Source organism: Glutamicibacter bergerei (assembly GCF_054495185.1).
Genome location: NZ_CM137131.1, coordinates 2109609 through 2124676, shown reverse-complemented (window position 1 = coordinate 2124676; position 15068 = coordinate 2109609). Strand labels below are relative to the sequence as shown.

Below are 15068 nucleotides of genomic sequence, written 5' to 3'. Positions count from 1 at the left end.
GGAGCGCACCCCCAGAAGAGCAAAGGGACACATCTAGTTATGTCGCAAAACACCGAGATTGATCCTGTCTACACCGAAGAAATCGGCCACGGCAACTCGATCGCAGCCTGGGCCTGCGTCGGCATTATGACCATCGGCTTCATCATCGGCGGGATCGCTTTCGCTTTCCACAACGCCACCGTGGTGTACGCGAGCATCGGCGTCGTAGTGCTCGGCTTGATCGTCGGCTGGATCATGAAGAAGGCCGGTTTTGGTGTGGGCGGTTCGCGCAGCGGAGCAGCACACTAAATTGAGCGTACTTGATGACATCATCGCGGGCGTCCGGGAAGACCTGGGCGCCCGTCGCGCCATCCTGAGTCTGGACTCGGTCAAAGCCGCGGCGCAGGACACCCCGGCAGCACTCGATGCCTACGCTGCGCTCGGTGGACACGCCGAGCCAGGCGCACGAGACACCACTTTAAAGGTGATCTCCGAGGTGAAACGCAAGTCCCCTTCCAAGGGCGCGCTCGCGCAGATCCCGGAACCAGCGGTGCTTGCCGCGGCCTACCAGGCCGGCGGTGCGTCGGTCATTTCGGTATTGACCGAAGCCCGGCGTTTTGGCGGTTCGTTGGCCGATCTGGACGCGGTGCGCGCAGCGGTGCAAATTCCGGTGCTGCGCAAGGACTTCACGGTCGATGAGTACCAGATTTACGAGGCCCGCGCCCACGGTGCGGACCTGATATTGCTAATTGTTGCGGCCCTAGATGATGAAACCTTGGCCAGTTTCCTACAATTAACTCACCAGCTAGGCATGAATGCCCTGGTGGAGACGCATACCGAAGAAGAAATCGCCCGGGCCGTGAAGGCCGGAGCGAAAATTATCGGTGTGAACGTGCGCAATTTGAAAACGCTCGACGTGAACGTAGACACCTTCGCACAGCTGGCTCCACTGTTGCCGCTCGACGCGGTGATCATCGCCGAATCCGGTGTGGAATCGGTGGCACAGGTGCAAACCTATGCGGCGGCCGGCGCCGACGGTGTTCTGGTAGGCGAGGCGTTGGTGAAACACGCTGACCCGCAGGCTACTGTTGCCCAGTTCATCGCCGCCGGGACAGCTGCCAAGCCGGCACGCTAACCACGGCGCATCCAGTTTTTGATGCCCCGCCAAGGAACGCTCCTTGGCGGGGCATCGCCCAACATTTTCAAGAAAGAGGGAGTCGATGAACGCATCGGATGACTCATTGAAACATGCAAGTGGACCTTACTTTGGCCAGTATGGGGGACGTTGGATGCCCGAATCCCTCATGGCCGCTATGGACGAGCTGACGCAGACCTTTGAGGATGCGAAAGCCGATCCAGCGTTCATTGAAGAGGTCAAAGAGCTGAACCGGAACTACTCCGGACGCCCCTCACTGCTCACCGAGGCAAAGCGTTTCTCCGCACAGGCCTGCGGCGGGGTGCGGATTTTCTTGAAGCGTGAAGACCTCAACCACACCGGCAGCCACAAGATCAACAACGTGCTCGGCCAAGCACTGCTGGCCAAGCGCATGGGTAAAACCCGGATCATCGCGGAAACCGGTGCCGGCCAGCACGGCGTCGCCTCGGCTACCGCAGCGGCCTTGATGGGGCTCGAATGTGTGGTCTACATGGGCGCCGAAGACACCCGCCGGCAGGCGTTAAACGTCGCGCGCATGCAGCTGCTCGGCGCCACCGTGATCCCGGTGACCGTAGGCTCCCAAACGCTAAAAGACGCGATCAACGAGGCGTTGCGCGACTGGGTCGCGAACGTTGATAACACCCACTACCTATTGGGCACCGCTGCCGGCGGACACCCATTCCCCGCCATGGTGCGTTACTTCCACCAGGTCATCGGCGAAGAAGCCCGCGAACAGGTGCTCGCGCAGACCGGACGCCTACCGGACGCCGTCACCGCCTGCATCGGCGGTGGCTCGAACGCCATTGGCATTTTCCACGGCTTCCTGGACGACAAAGACGTTGAACTCTACGGCTACGAGGCCGGTGGCGACGGTGTGGATACCGACCGCCACGCCGCGACCATCACCCTGGGCAAGCCCGGCGTGCTGCACGGCGCGAGGAGCTACCTGATGCAGGACGACGACGGCCAGACCATCGAATCACACTCGATTTCCGCCGGGCTGGACTACCCCGGCGTTGGCCCGGAGCATGCCTACCTGGCCGACATCGGCCGGGTGCACTACGAACCGGTCACCGATACCGAGGCGATGGACGCGTTTAAGATCCTGTGCCGCACCGAGGGTATTTTGCCGGCGATCGAGTCCGCTCACGCACTGGCCGGAACCATCCGTTTGGCCCAGCGCAAGCTCGCCGAAGGTGCAAAGCCCGAGGAAACGATCATCATCGCGAACCTCTCGGGGCGCGGGGACAAGGATGTCTCCACCGCCGCGCAATGGTTCGGAATGCTCGAAGACGACGCAGCTAACACCCCGGAAGGCAACTAAATGTCGCGTGTGACAAGTGCAGAAAAGATCGCGGCGGCACGTGCCGAAGGACGTCCGGCACTGATCGGCTACCTGCCAGCGGGCTTCCCAGATGTGGAAACCAGCATCGAGGCGGCCGTCGCGCTAGCCGAGAACGGTGTGGACGTCATCGAAATGGGCATCCCTTACTCGGATCCGGTCATGGACGGGGCGGTGATTCAGGAAGCCACGGTACAGGCACTGGCCAACGGTTTCCGCGTCGCACAAATTTTTGACATCGTACGCGGAATTACCGCGCGCACTAACGCCGCCGTGATGGTGATGACCTATTGGAACCCGGTGCTCAGCCTGGGCGTGGACGAATTTGCCAGGCGCTTCGCCGAAGCTGGCGGTGCCGGGCTGATCACCCCGGACCTGGTGCCCGACGAAGCCGATCAATGGTTTGCCGCCAGTGAAAAGTACGGTCTGGAGCGGGTCTTCCTGATCGCCCCAAGTTCCACCGAAGCCCGCGTGAAACGAACCGTCGAGGCATCCAGCGGATTCGTCTACTGCGTTTCGCTGATGGGTGTTACCGGCGCGCGCGCTGAGGTGTCCTCCGCCGCTCAAGCGGTAGTGGACGCGGCACATGGCGCCGGGGCAGAAAACGCCTGCGTCGGTTTGGGCGTCTCGCGCCGCGAACATGTGCAAGAAATCGGCAGCTACGCCGACGGCGTGATCGTCGGCACCGCACTGGTCGCCGCGCTACGCGACGGGGGAGTACCGGCGGTGGGCCGGTTGGCCGCACAGTTGAGCGGGCGGGCCTAAGAAATGTTTCCGGCTTCCATCCCGTCACCGCCGGTCGAGTTTTCAAAGTTTTCGATCGGCCCACTGACCATCCACGCCTATGCGCTGTGCATCTTGGTGGGCATCGTGCTGGCGCTCTGGCTGACCAGCCGGCGAATGCGCGCCCGCGGCGGGGACTCGGATCAGCTCTGGGACATCGTTATTTGGGCGATCCCTTTCGGCATCGTCGGCGGACGTCTTTACCATGTGCTGATTACCGACCCCGGCTACTATTTTGGGCTCGGCGGGCGGCAATCGCACTGGGCCGAGATTCCGCAGTTGTGGCTGGGCGGATTGGGTATTATGGGGGCGATCTCGCTGGGCATCGTCGGCGCCTGGATAGGTTGCCGGCGCACCGGGGTACGGCTCTCGGCGTTTATCGACGCGGTAGCGCCCGGCGTATTGCTGGCCCAAGCCGCCGGCCGCTGGGGCAACTGGTTTAACCAAGAGCTCTTTGGTGCGCCGACCACCCTGCCCTGGGGACTGCAGATCGACCCGGAGCACTACAATTTCCCGGCCGGGCTCCCGGCAGATACGCTCTTCCACCCCACGTTCCTCTACGAATCAATGTGGAATGTACTGGGCGTGGTGGTACTGCTCGCGCTGGACAAAAAGTTCAAACTGCGCCGCGGGGCGATGTTCTGCTGCTACGTGATCTGGTACGGCATCGGCCGCACCTTCACCGAGTCGCTACGTCTGGACCCGGCAGAAATCATCACCATCGGGCCACTGTCCCTGCGCATCCACCAGTGGTTGGCCATCGGCTTGGTAATTTTTGGTTCGTTGGCGCTGAGCTATGTGTTGGCAAAGCTACGCCCCGAGGGCAAAGATTCGCTGTTCGCCGAGGGCCGGGAACCGGCGGCGGTGCAAGCGTCCGCGTCCGCAGAGAAGCATAAATCTCCCGGAGTCGAGAAAAAATCGAGCTCCGACGATGAATCCCAACCGCTAGCCTAAGCACTAGGCCGCGGCGAAAACCGGGGAGCAGACACTGAGACAGGGTGTCGGCTCCCCGGTTTTTTGTGTCCGCTGCAACACGCATTAACATTTTCGAAACAAAACTGCGTGCCAGCAAGAAACATAACGCGCGTACTGTGAAGCTACACGTCCGGACGAGCCGCACCGTCGGTGAGCCCGATCGGACGTCAAAAAGAACCACAGCGCGGTGGATTCCTGCACCCTGCAATGCAGGTATGGCGAGCGGCAGTAATTACCGATCAACGATTTATCGGCCCGGCCCGGCTCGCCTTTCACCGTACACCCCACGAAAGGCACGCTCATGAGCACGACCGGAGTCCAGCTGAACGCCTCCCCAGGTTTAGGCGGGGAAGTTACCTCGCCCTACACCCGATTCTCCGCGATTCCACCGGCTCAGGGTTTATATGATCCGGCCGCGGAAAAGGACGCCTGTGGTTTAGCGATGATCGCTTCGCTGAAAAATGCTGCCTCGCACCAGATCGTCACTCATGCACTGACCGCGTTACGCCGGCTGGAACACCGCGGCGCGATCGGCGCCGATGAAGGCACCGGCGACGGAGCAGGCATTCTGCTGCATCTGCCCGACGGATTTTTTCGTGCGGTCACCGAGTTTGAACTGCCCGCCGCCGGAACCTATGCCGTAGGCATGGGCTTTTTGCCGGCCGAGCCCGGCGAAGCCGAATTTGCCCGCCACGAGCTGGAAGCGCTGGCAGCCGAAGAACAGCTGCGCGTGCTCGGCTGGCGTGAGGTGCCCGTTGATGCCTCGGTACTCGGCGCCTCCGCGCGCAAGGTGATGCCGAAGATCACCCAATTTTTTGTCACCGGCTCCGCTACCGCGTTGAGCAGTCGTGAGCTAGATTCCGCGGCCTGGCGTATCCGCCGCCGCGCGCACAACAAGATCGGCGTGTACTTCGCCTCATTCTCCGCGCAGACCATCGTCTACAAGGGCATGGTTTCCACCGCGCAACTCGAACCGTTTTACCCAGACCTGTCCGATGCGCGTTTTGCTAGCCGCTGCGCGATCGTGCACTCACGCTTCTCTACCAATACCTTCCCTTCCTGGCCGCTGGCCCAACCCTTTCGGAGCATCGCGCATAACGGCGAGATCAACACCGTGAAGGGCAACCGCAACTGGATGCGCGCCCGGCAGTCCACGCTGTCCTCGTCGCTACTTGGCGAGGTACCCGAGGAACTATTCCCGATCTGCACGCCCGGCGCCTCGGATTCGGCCTCCTTCGACGAGGTCGCCGAGATGCTGATGCTCTCCGGCCGCAACGTCAGCGAAGCGATCATGATGATGATCCCGCAACCATGGGAAAACGATGAGACCATGGACGCGGACCTGCGCGCCTTTTACGAATACCACTCGATGCTCATCGAACCGTGGGATGGCCCGGCCGCGGTGTGCTTTACCGATGGGCAGATGGCCGGCGCCGTGCTGGACCGCAACGGTCTGCGTCCGGCCCGCTGGTGGGTGACCGACGATGACCTGGTGGTGCTTGCCAGCGAGGTCGGCGTCATCGACACCGCAGAGGAGCATATCCTCGCCAAGGGCCGCGTGGCCCCGGGCAAAATGTTCGCCGTGGACCTAGCCGGTGGACGCATAGTCCCCGACGCGGAAATTAAGGCACAGGTGGCGGCCGCGAAACCCTGGCGTGAATGGGTGAGCGCAAACCTGAAGACGCTCGATGATTTTCCGGATCTTGAACATGTGCGCCACTCCTCGGCCTCGGTGCAATTGCGCCAGCTGACCTTCGGCTACACCACCGAGGAACTGCGCATCCTGCTGGCGCCGATGGCGAGCACCGGCGCCGAACCACTAGCCGCGATGGGCACCGACACGCCGATCGCCGCGCTAGCCGATCGTCCGCGACTGCTCTTTGACTACTTCACCCAGTCCTTCGCCCAGGTGACCAACCCGCCACTGGATGCGATCCGTGAAGAACTGGTCACCTCCATGGGCACCAGCATTGGCCCGGACGGCAACCTGCTCTCGCTGGATCGTGTGCCGCAGACCCATATCTCGCTGGACTACCCGGTGCTCTCCAACGACCAGCTGGCCAAGATCGTGAACCTGCGCGATGAGCAGGGGGAGAAGTACTCGCTGAAGGTGCGCGGGCTGTACCGTCCGGCCGGCGGCGAGTCCGAGCTACGGGCCCGGCTGCAAGAAATTTGTGAGAAGGTCTCTGCCGCGGTGAACCGCGGGGTGCGCTACCTGGTGCTCTCGGACCGTGATTCTTCCGCCGCGTGGGCTCCGATCCCGTCGTTGCTGCTGACTTCCGCGGTGCACCACCACCTGCTGAAAAGCTCAAACCGTACCCGTGTGTCACTGATTATTGAATCTGGCGATGCTCGCGAGGTGCATCATATCGCCGCGCTAATCGGTTACGGCGCCTCGGCAATCAACCCGTATCTGGCCCTGGAATCCGTGGAAGAAATGGCCGAGCAGGGCGAACTGTCCGGGGTTGACGGTGCACTAGCCAGCTCGAACCTGCGCAAGGCCCTGGGCAAGGGGGTGCTGAAGATTATGTCCAAAATGGGCATTTCAACGGTCTCCAGTTATTGCGGTGCGCAGACCTTTGAAGCCATCGGGCTGTCCCAGCGCGTGGTCGATCAGTACTTTACCGGTACCACCACGAAGCTTTCGGGCATTGAACTGGAGGTGGTGGCCGCGGAGGCTGCCGCCCGCCACGCGCGGGCCTACCCGGAAAACTCCGGTGGCGCCCAGCCCAACGAGTTGGAAACCGGTGGTGAATACCAGTGGCGCCGTACCGGGCCACCGCATCTTTTTGATCCGCAAACCGTGTTCCGCCTGCAACACGCAACACGCACCCGACGCTACGACGTGTTCAAGCAGTACACCCAGGCGGTAGATGACCAGGCAACGCAGCTTAAAACCTTGCGTGGCCTGCTGGAATTCGACACCTCCGGGATCACCCCGATCGACATCGACCAGGTGGAACCGGTTAGCGAGATCGTGAAACGTTTCGCTACCGGGGCGATGAGCTACGGCTCGATCTCCGCCGAGGCCCATGAGACGCTGGCCATCGCGATGAACCAGCTGGGGGCAAAATCTAATACCGGCGAGGGCGGCGAAGATCCCGAACGCCTGCTCGATCCGGCGCGCCGCAGCGCGGTGAAGCAGATCGCTTCGGGCCGTTTTGGGGTGACCAGTCTCTACCTGACGAACGCCGATGACATTCAGATCAAGATGGCCCAGGGTGCCAAACCCGGCGAGGGTGGCCAGCTGATGAGCCAGAAGCTCTACCCGTGGGTGGCGAAAACGCGTCATTCCACCCCCGGCGTGGGACTGATTTCTCCGCCGCCACACCACGATATCTACTCGATCGAGGACCTGGCCCAGCTGATTCACGATGCGAAGTGCTCCAATCCTTCGGCGCGGGTGCATGTGAAGCTGGTCTCCGAGTCAGGCATTGGCACCGTGGCCGCCGGGGTGGCGAAGGCCAAGGCCGACGTGGTGCTGATCTCCGGTCATGATGGTGGTACCGGTGCTAGCCCGATGAATTCGCTCAAGCATGCAGGAACCCCGTGGGAGCTGGGCCTCGCCGAGGCGCAGCAGACACTGATCCTCAACGGGCTGCGCGACCGGGTGACCGTGCAGGTTGACGGGCAGCTGAAGACCGGGCGCGATGTGCTGATCGGTGCGCTACTGGGCGCCGAAGAGTTCGGTTTCGCCACCGCCCCGTTGGTGGTTTCCGGTTGCATCATGATGCGCGTATGCCATCTGGACACCTGTCCGGTAGGCGTCGCCACACAGAACCCTAAGCTGCGTGAGCGCTTCACCGGCAAGGCCGAATTTGTGGTGAACTTCTTCGAGTTCATCGCCCAGGAGGTACGCGAGTTATTGGCCTCATTGGGTGCGCGCACGCTGCAAGAAGTGATCGGCCGAGTTGAACTATTGACCGGTTCCGCCACGCAGCTAGCCGCGCACGAAAAGATTCAGGGATTGGCGCTGGATGCGATCACTCATGTGCCGGGCGTGGAACTGGCAGCGCGCAGCCGCCGGATCGGCCAAGATCATGGGTTGGAAGCGCACCTGGACCAGAAGTTGCTAGCTGCCGCGCAACCGGCGTTGCGCGATCGGCTGCCGGTGGTGCTGAATGCACAGATCGTGAACACCGACCGTTCGGTGGGTACGCTGCTTGGCCATCACGTGACCAAAACCTTCGGAATCCAGGAGTTGGACGCAGACACCATCACGGTGAACCTGACCGGTCGCGCCGGTCAGTCGTTGGGCGCGTTCCTGCCCGCCGGGATCACCGTGCACCTGGCCGGAGACGCCAACGACTACGTGGGCAAGGGCTTGTCAGGGGGCCGAATCGCTATTCATCCGCCGCACACCACCTTGTCTCAACCGGAAGAGCAGGTGATCGCCGGAAATGTTGTCGGTTACGGGGCAACGAGCGGCGAATTGTTCATCAACGGCATGGTGGGCGAACGCTTTGCGGTGCGTAACTCGGGAGCGGTAATCGTTACCGAAGGCATCGGCGAACACGGTTGTGAGTACATGACCGGCGGTCAGGTCCTGATTTTGGGGCAGACCGGGCGCAACTTCGGCGCCGGGTTCTCCGGTGGTACCGCCTGGGTGCTGGACTTTGACCCGGCCAAACTTAACCCGCTGGCGGCCGAACAAGGCGATGTGCTCATCGGCGCCATCAGCGATGCGGAAGCTGACATCATTTTTGCGCTGCTCACCGAGCATATTGCGCTGACCGCCTCACCGTTGGCGCAACGTTTGGTGCTCGATTGGGAGCACACCCGCACCCGGCTAAGCAGTATTATCCCGCGCGATTTTGCCGCGGTTCAACAAGTTCGTGCCCAAGCCGAAGCGTCGGGGGAGAACCCCGATTCGCCGCAGGTGTGGAGCAAAATTCTGGAGGTGACCCGTGGCTGATCCACGAGGATTCTTGAAGGTGACCGAGCGTGTCACCCAACCTAAACGCCCGGTGCCGATCCGCCTGATGGACTACAAAGAAGTTCTGCAACGGCAAACGGCGGGCACGCTCACCGAGCAAGCTGGCCGTTGCATGGACTGCGGCGTTGCCTTCTGCCACAACGGCTGCCCGCTGGGAAACCTGATCCCGGAGTTTAACGACTTGACCTACCGGGGCCGGATGGACGACGCTGCCGCTAGGCTGCTGAGCACCAACAATTTTCCAGAGTTCACCGGAAAACTGTGTCCGGCGCCCTGTGAAGCGTCCTGCGTGCTGGGCATCAACCAGCCTGCGGTGACGATCAAGCAGGTAGAGGCCGAGCTGGCCGAACATCTGATGGAGCAAGGCGATTTTGTGCCTTACCCACCGGCACGTCATACCGAGCACCGCGTGGCGATCGTCGGTTCGGGTCCGGCCGGACTGGCGGCCGCGCAGCAGCTGACCCGCGCCGGTCACACCGTGGCCGTGTACGAGCGTGACGAGGCGATCGGCGGACTACTGCGCTTTGGCATTCCTGACTTCAAACTAGAAAAGCAGGTGATCGACCTGCGCCTGGCGCAAATGGAAGCCGAAGGGACGATTTTTCGCACCGGCATCGAGATTGGCAAGGACATCAGCTGGGAGCAACTACGCCGCGATTATGATGCGGTGATCGTTGCCACCGGGTCCACCGTTGCGCGTGAGCTGCCCATAACCGGGCGTGAGCTGGGCGGGGTGCATCATGCGATGGAGTACCTCACCGAGAGCAATCGTGTGGTTTCCGGTTCGCAGCAGAGCACCAGCATCGACGCCAAAGGCAAGCATGTGATCGTGCTTGGCGGAGGTGACACCGGTTCGGATTGCATCGGTACCGCGCTGCGCCAGGGGGCCGCCACGGTGACCACACTGGCGATCGGTGTGAAGCCGCCGACCGAACGTGGCGAAAATCAGCCGTGGCCGATGATGCCGTTGCTCTTTGAGGTGCAATCTTCGCATGAGGAAGGTGGGCAACGTAATTATCTTGCCTCAACGGTGAACTTCGTTTCCGGCGAGGGAACCGAGAAAAATAAGGTGATCGGTGTTACAGTTGCAGAGACAGAGATCGTTGCTGGCAAGCGCCTGCCGAAGCCTGGAACCGAACGCGTACTCAAAGCGGATCTGGTACTGCTGGCTCTTGGCTTTACCGGTCCGGAACCTTCCGGACTCACCGAGGCGCTGAGCATCGATTTTGACAACCGGGGCAACGTCGCCCGAGATGGCTACTACATGACAAATACCGAAGCGGTATTTGTCGCCGGAGATGCTGGTCGGGGGCAGTCGCTGATCGTTTGGGCTATCGCCGAGGGTCGCGCATGCGCCGCCTCGGTCGATAAATTCCTGACGGGAACGACTAACCTTCCTGCACCTGTTGCTCCAAATGATAGAGCCATCAGCATCATTTGAATGGCATAAGCTTTGATGCGACGAATCCACCACGGGTTCGTCGCATTTTGCCTATGTAAACATGAAAGGCATTTGGCTGACGGTATGAGACGCGCAAAAATTGTGGCAACATGGGGCCCGGCCCTAGCAAGCTATGAAAACACAGTAGCGGTACTCCAAGCGGGCGTTGACGTAGCCCGACTAAATATGAGCCATGGGGATTACTCCATGCATGCTCAATCCTTGGCGAATGTGCGTAATGCAGCCGCCGAGGTGGGACGTGCGGTCGGCATCTTCGCCGACCTGCAGGGCCCTAAAATTCGTTTGGGACGCTTCAAAGACGACGCCAAGTTCATCTTGGAGGTCGGCGAGAAGTTCACCATCACCATTGAAGACATCCAGGGCACACGCAACCTGTGCTCCACCACGTTTAAGGGCTTGCCAACCGACGTGAAGCCCGGAGACTTCCTGTTGATCAATGACGGCAAGGTCAAGCTCAAAGCACTTGAGGTGACCGACACCGAGGTTCGCTCCGAGGTTGTCGTCGGCGGCGAAGTATCGAACAATAAGGGTATTAACCTACCTGGCGTTGCGGTTAATGTGCCGGCGCTGAGTGAAAAAGACGAAGATGATCTGCGTTGGGCGATTCGCGCCGGCGTGGACATGGTTGCTTTGTCCTTCGTGCGAAACGCGAGCGACATCGAACGCGTGCACGAAATCATGGACGAGGAAGGCCGACGCCTGCCGGTGATCGCAAAGATCGAAAAGCCGCAGGCAGTCGCCGCCCTAGAAGAAATCATCCACGCCTTCGACGCGATTATGGTCGCCCGTGGCGATTTGGGTGTGGAGCTGCCACTGGAAGAGGTTCCACTGGTGCAGAAGCGTGCGGTCGAGCTTGCTCGCCGCTGGGCTAAGCCGGTCATCGTCGCCACCCAGGTGCTCGAATCGATGATCGAATCGCCAACCCCAACCCGTGCGGAAGCTTCGGACTGCGCCAACGCGGTGCTTGATGGCGCCGACGCGGTCATGCTTTCGGGGGAGACCTCCGTTGGTGCTTACCCGGTGGAAACCGTGGAGACGATGTCACGCATCATTTCCTCCACCGAACAGCACGGACTGGACCGCATCCCACGTCTTGGCTCGCAGCCAAAGACCCGAGGCGGCGCGATCACCCGCGCCGCGGTGGAGATCGCCGATCAGCTCGACGCGAAATACATCGTCGCTTTCACCCAGTCCGGTGATTCTGCCCGTCGCCTATCACGTTTGCGCCCGAAGAAGCCTGTGCTGGCTTTCACCCCGCTGCAGCAGACCTACAACATCATGACGCTGATGTGGGGCGTGCAGGCCCGTTTGGTCGCTTACGCGGATCACACCGATAAGATGACCGCGCAGGTTGACGAGCAGCTGCTCAGCGAAGGGTTGGCGCAGATCAATGATCTGGTCTGCATCGCTGCCGGTTCCCCTCCGGGACAGGCCGGTTCGACCAACTCGCTACGCGTGCACAAGGTCGGTGACCTGGCCGATGCCGGACAGCTGGTTGACGGTAAGCCGATGCCAGTACGTGAACATGTTGGGCCGTGGGCACCATCAAATGTTTCAACACCTAAGGACCTGTAAACAACCGTTTCGGGTAGTTAGCTAAAAACCTGCCCGCACGCCTTCAAATTTGAGGCGTGCGGGCAGGTTTTTCCGTTACCGCACAGTATTGGGTGTTTTTGCGAAATGCATCACATTTATGCTCAGAGGTTAACAAAAAATGCCGTCGAGCAAAGTTTTCACTTTGCCCGACGGCATCTGCCTTGTGCCCAAGGTGGGACTCGAACCCACACATCTTTCGATACTGCATTTTGAGTGCAGCGCGTCTACCGATTCCGCCACTTGGGCGAGCACATTGACGAGTTTACTAGAGGTTTCGTAGATTTCCTAATCGAGAACCTCGCGTCATCGCCTCGATAATCGTACATGCAAGTAGGCTTAGAAAGGAAACCGGAGCAACGCGGCTCGCGGAGAAATAATTCTTTACTTCTGTCAGCACCCCGGCAGAAACGCAGACCACGAAGGAAGGCGCCCTATGAGCGAGCTACCAGAAATCACCAAAATCCCCTCCAAGGCGCCCACCAGTGCGCGCCGGGTGCTCGTGGCCGAGGACGAGACGCTGATTCGCTTGGACATCGTCGAAATCCTCCGCTCCGAAGGCTACGACGTGGTCGCCGAGGTCGACAATGGGCAAAGCGCGCTAGAGAAGGCACGCGAATTGAAGCCAGACCTGGTTTTGATGGACGTGAAGATGCCGGTGATGGACGGTATCACCGCCGCAGAGGCGATCATTAAGGAACGCATCGCCCCGGTGGTTCTGCTCACCGCGTTTAGCCAGAAGGAACTGGTTGAGCGCGCTCGCGAGGCCGGTGCCATGGCCTACGTGGTTAAGCCCTTCACTCCGGCGGATCTGACGCCGGCCATTGAAATTGCGATCTCCCGCAACGATGAGCTGCGTGCCTTGGAATCCGAGGTGAGTAACCTTGCCGAACAGTTCGAAACCCGTAAATTGGTCGATCGAGCCAAATCGTTGCTGATTACCAAGATGGGGCTGACCGAACCAGAGGCGTTCCGTTGGATCCAGAAAACCTCCATGGATCGCCGGTTGAGCATGCGTCAGGTCGCAGACACCGTGATCGACCAGGTTAAGTAACCGAAGCAAAGTACCCCAACGCCGGGAAATCCGGCCATGTGCGCCAAGCCACCTATGGTTTGGCGCACATTTTTTGGTTAAAAAATAAAATAATCCGGCCAGTTTGCGCGAGTTTGATCAAAACCCACTAACTGTTCACCCAGATTTATACGTCTAGGAGTTGACAGTTCAGATTGACGTATCTGCTCAGGGGCATAAGATTGAAATTGCGCTTTGAGCCCAATCTGGCACGACACTATTTGCACCGGATTTTGTCACTCTAAGCCCAAGTTCTTTTTCCTTGCCGTTCGACCCTCAGGCTGGTATTCAATGGATTTGACGCTAATCGTCGTCCTTGTCATCGCCTTGGCGTTGTTTTTCGACTTCACCAATGGTTTCCATGACACGGCCAATGCGATGGCCACTCCAATCGCAACCGGAGCAATCACTCCAAAAAAGGCTGTAGCTCTTGCCGCAATTTTGAACCTTGTTGGAGCGTTCCTCTCCACCGAGGTAGCAAAGACAATTTCAGGCGGCATCATTAACGAAGACCCCACTACGGGCGTGCAAATCATGCCCGAAATGATTTTTGCGGGTCTGATGGGTGCCGTGGTCTGGAACGTATTCACCTGGTTGCTTGGACTTCCTTCGAGCTCTTCGCACGCATTGTTTGGTGGTTTGGTGGGAGCGGCGATCGTCGGTGCCGGGTTTGGCGCAATCGATTATGGCGTGCTGCTGTCAAAGGTGTTGCTGCCAGCACTGTGCGCTCCGCTGATTGCTGGTATTTCCGCCTACCTGTGCACGAAGCTGGCGTATTCGATTACCAAACGTCAGAACGGTGTCTCGCCTAAGCGCGGAGGCTTCCGTTACGGACAGATCTTTTCCTCGTCGCTCGTGGCACTTGCCCACGGCACCAACGATGCGCAGAAGACCATGGGCGTTATTACGCTGACCCTCGTGGCCTCCGGCCTGCAGACCGCAGGCACCGGCCCGCACCTGTGGGTTGTAGCAACCTGTGCGATCGCGATCGCACTTGGCACCTACACCGGTGGCTGGCGCATCATCCGCACCATGGGTTCGGGACTGACCGATGTTAAGCCAGCACAGGGCTTTGCCGCTGAGGTTTCCACCGCATCGGCGATCCTCACCTCCTCACACCTGGGCTTTGCACTGTCAACCACGCAGGTCGCCTCCGGTTCCGTGATCGGTTCCGGACTGGGACGAAAGGGCGCCGAAGTGCGCTGGGGTACCGCCGGTCGCATCGCTTTGGGCTGGTTGTTCACCCTTCCAGCGGCGGCCATCATCGGCGGCCTAGCAGCCTGGCTCACGCACACTGGTGCGGTGGGCGTGGGCATCGTCGCCGTAGTCGGTGTCGGAATGCTCTTGCTCTTCTGGTACCTGTCACGCAAAAACCATGTAGGACATGAAGACACCCTGTCAGACATCGATAATTCGGGTGCCGCGGTGAACATTCTGTCGAAGAAGGAGCGTCGTGCTCGTGCTAAGGCTGACGCGAAGGCTGCCCGCAAGGCTGCCCAGGAAGCCATGGACAAGGAGCCAGATAACTCATGATCGATTGGTCAGCTTTTCTTATCGTCGCGCTGGTTAGCTGGGTTGCGGCCCTTTGCATCGTGACTGCCTATTCCTTTGGCGTTCGGCTACTTGCCGTGGCTCGCGACGAAGACAGTAATACGTCGGTTAATAAGTTCGGCGCGTACCTGTGCTTCGGCGTGTGCGGCGTGATCGTACTCTTTGGCGTGGTGCTTATCGTTCCACAATTGAGCCGGGCAATTCTGGGTGCGTAGCAGC

General features: G+C 60.3%; 11 protein-coding genes and 1 tRNA gene. 11 read left to right on the top strand and 1 reads right to left on the bottom strand.

Annotation, left to right across the window (positions count from 1 at the left end):
- Window positions 1-39 precede the first annotated feature (39 nt).
- From ACX5K5_RS09795 to pyk, 8 genes are all read left to right on the top strand, one after another.
- Complete coding sequence (locus ACX5K5_RS09795; RefSeq protein ID WP_096253816.1) at window positions 40-288, top strand: HGxxPAAW family protein; 249 nt, start codon at window positions 40-42, stop codon at window positions 286-288.
- A gap of 1 nt (window position 289) precedes the next feature.
- Window positions 290-1114, top strand: a complete 825-nt coding sequence (gene trpC / locus ACX5K5_RS09790; RefSeq protein WP_096253849.1) for an indole-3-glycerol phosphate synthase TrpC — start codon at window positions 290-292, stop codon at window positions 1112-1114.
- Window positions 1115-1199: 85 nt separating this feature from the next.
- Window positions 1200-2459 carry a tryptophan synthase subunit beta gene (gene trpB / locus ACX5K5_RS09785; protein ID WP_096253815.1) on the top strand — a complete coding sequence of 420 codons (1260 nt, stop codon included), beginning with the start codon at window positions 1200-1202 and terminating at the stop codon, window positions 2457-2459.
- Window positions 2460-3242, top strand: coding sequence for a tryptophan synthase subunit alpha (gene trpA, locus ACX5K5_RS09780; RefSeq protein WP_188685806.1), 783 nt, complete (start codon window positions 2460-2462; stop codon window positions 3240-3242). It begins immediately after the preceding gene.
- Window positions 3243-3245: 3 nt separating this feature from the next.
- The gene (lgt, locus tag ACX5K5_RS09775) at window positions 3246-4214 is read left to right on the top strand and encodes a prolipoprotein diacylglyceryl transferase (protein WP_459174346.1); all 969 of its coding nucleotides are present in this window, start codon (window positions 3246-3248) and stop codon (window positions 4212-4214) included.
- A 322-nt stretch (window positions 4215-4536) separates the two neighbouring features.
- Window positions 4537-9150, top strand: a complete 4614-nt coding sequence (gltB, locus tag ACX5K5_RS09770; protein ID WP_459174345.1) for a glutamate synthase large subunit — start codon at window positions 4537-4539, stop codon at window positions 9148-9150.
- The gene (locus ACX5K5_RS09765) at window positions 9143-10612 is read left to right on the top strand and encodes a glutamate synthase subunit beta (protein WP_459174344.1); all 1470 of its coding nucleotides are present in this window, start codon (window positions 9143-9145) and stop codon (window positions 10610-10612) included. Before gltB ends, ACX5K5_RS09765 begins: the two co-directional genes overlap by 8 nt.
- An 84-nt stretch (window positions 10613-10696) precedes the next feature.
- Window positions 10697-12208 carry a pyruvate kinase gene (pyk, locus tag ACX5K5_RS09760; RefSeq protein ID WP_096253810.1) on the top strand — a complete coding sequence of 504 codons (1512 nt, stop codon included), beginning with the start codon at window positions 10697-10699 and terminating at the stop codon, window positions 12206-12208.
- A gap of 185 nt (window positions 12209-12393) precedes the next feature.
- Here pyk and ACX5K5_RS09755 read toward each other — a convergent pair.
- Window positions 12394-12475 (bottom strand) — tRNA-Leu (locus ACX5K5_RS09755).
- 187 nt (window positions 12476-12662) lie between these two features.
- On the opposite strand from ACX5K5_RS09755, the gene ACX5K5_RS09750 reads away from it, so the two are divergent.
- The 3 genes from ACX5K5_RS09750 to ACX5K5_RS09740 all read left to right on the top strand — a co-directional run bounded on the left by ACX5K5_RS09750 (window position 12663) and on the right by ACX5K5_RS09740 (window position 15064).
- Entirely contained in the window at window positions 12663-13280 is a 618-nt protein-coding gene (locus ACX5K5_RS09750) for an ANTAR domain-containing response regulator (protein WP_459174343.1), read from the top strand.
- A gap of 309 nt (window positions 13281-13589) precedes the next feature.
- Window positions 13590-14831 carry an inorganic phosphate transporter gene (locus tag ACX5K5_RS09745; RefSeq protein WP_096253808.1) on the top strand — a complete coding sequence of 414 codons (1242 nt, stop codon included), beginning with the start codon at window positions 13590-13592 and terminating at the stop codon, window positions 14829-14831.
- Window positions 14828-15064, top strand: coding sequence for a hypothetical protein (locus ACX5K5_RS09740; protein WP_096253807.1), 237 nt, complete (start codon window positions 14828-14830; stop codon window positions 15062-15064). Before ACX5K5_RS09745 ends, ACX5K5_RS09740 begins: the two co-directional genes overlap by 4 nt.
- The last annotated feature ends 4 nt before the right edge of the window (window positions 15065-15068 follow it).

What these genes read in the sequence shown, in the direction of transcription:
- ACX5K5_RS09795 (WP_096253816.1), top strand. Translation starts at nt 40, where the DNA reads ATGTCGCAAAACACCGAGATTGATCCTGTCTACACCGAAGAAATCGGC.
- trpB (WP_096253815.1), top strand. Translation starts at nt 1,200, where the DNA reads ATGAACGCATCGGATGACTCATTGAAACATGCAAGTGGACCTTACTTT.
- trpA (WP_188685806.1), top strand. Translation starts at nt 2,460, where the DNA reads ATGTCGCGTGTGACAAGTGCAGAAAAGATCGCGGCGGCACGTGCCGAA.
- lgt (WP_459174346.1), top strand. Translation starts at nt 3,246, where the DNA reads ATGTTTCCGGCTTCCATCCCGTCACCGCCGGTCGAGTTTTCAAAGTTT.
- gltB (WP_459174345.1), top strand. Translation starts at nt 4,537, where the DNA reads ATGAGCACGACCGGAGTCCAGCTGAACGCCTCCCCAGGTTTAGGCGGG.
- pyk (WP_096253810.1), top strand. Translation starts at nt 10,697, where the DNA reads ATGAGACGCGCAAAAATTGTGGCAACATGGGGCCCGGCCCTAGCAAGC.
- ACX5K5_RS09750 (WP_459174343.1), top strand. Translation starts at nt 12,663, where the DNA reads ATGAGCGAGCTACCAGAAATCACCAAAATCCCCTCCAAGGCGCCCACC.
- ACX5K5_RS09745 (WP_096253808.1), top strand. Translation starts at nt 13,590, where the DNA reads ATGGATTTGACGCTAATCGTCGTCCTTGTCATCGCCTTGGCGTTGTTT.
- ACX5K5_RS09740 (WP_096253807.1), top strand. Translation starts at nt 14,828, where the DNA reads ATGATCGATTGGTCAGCTTTTCTTATCGTCGCGCTGGTTAGCTGGGTT.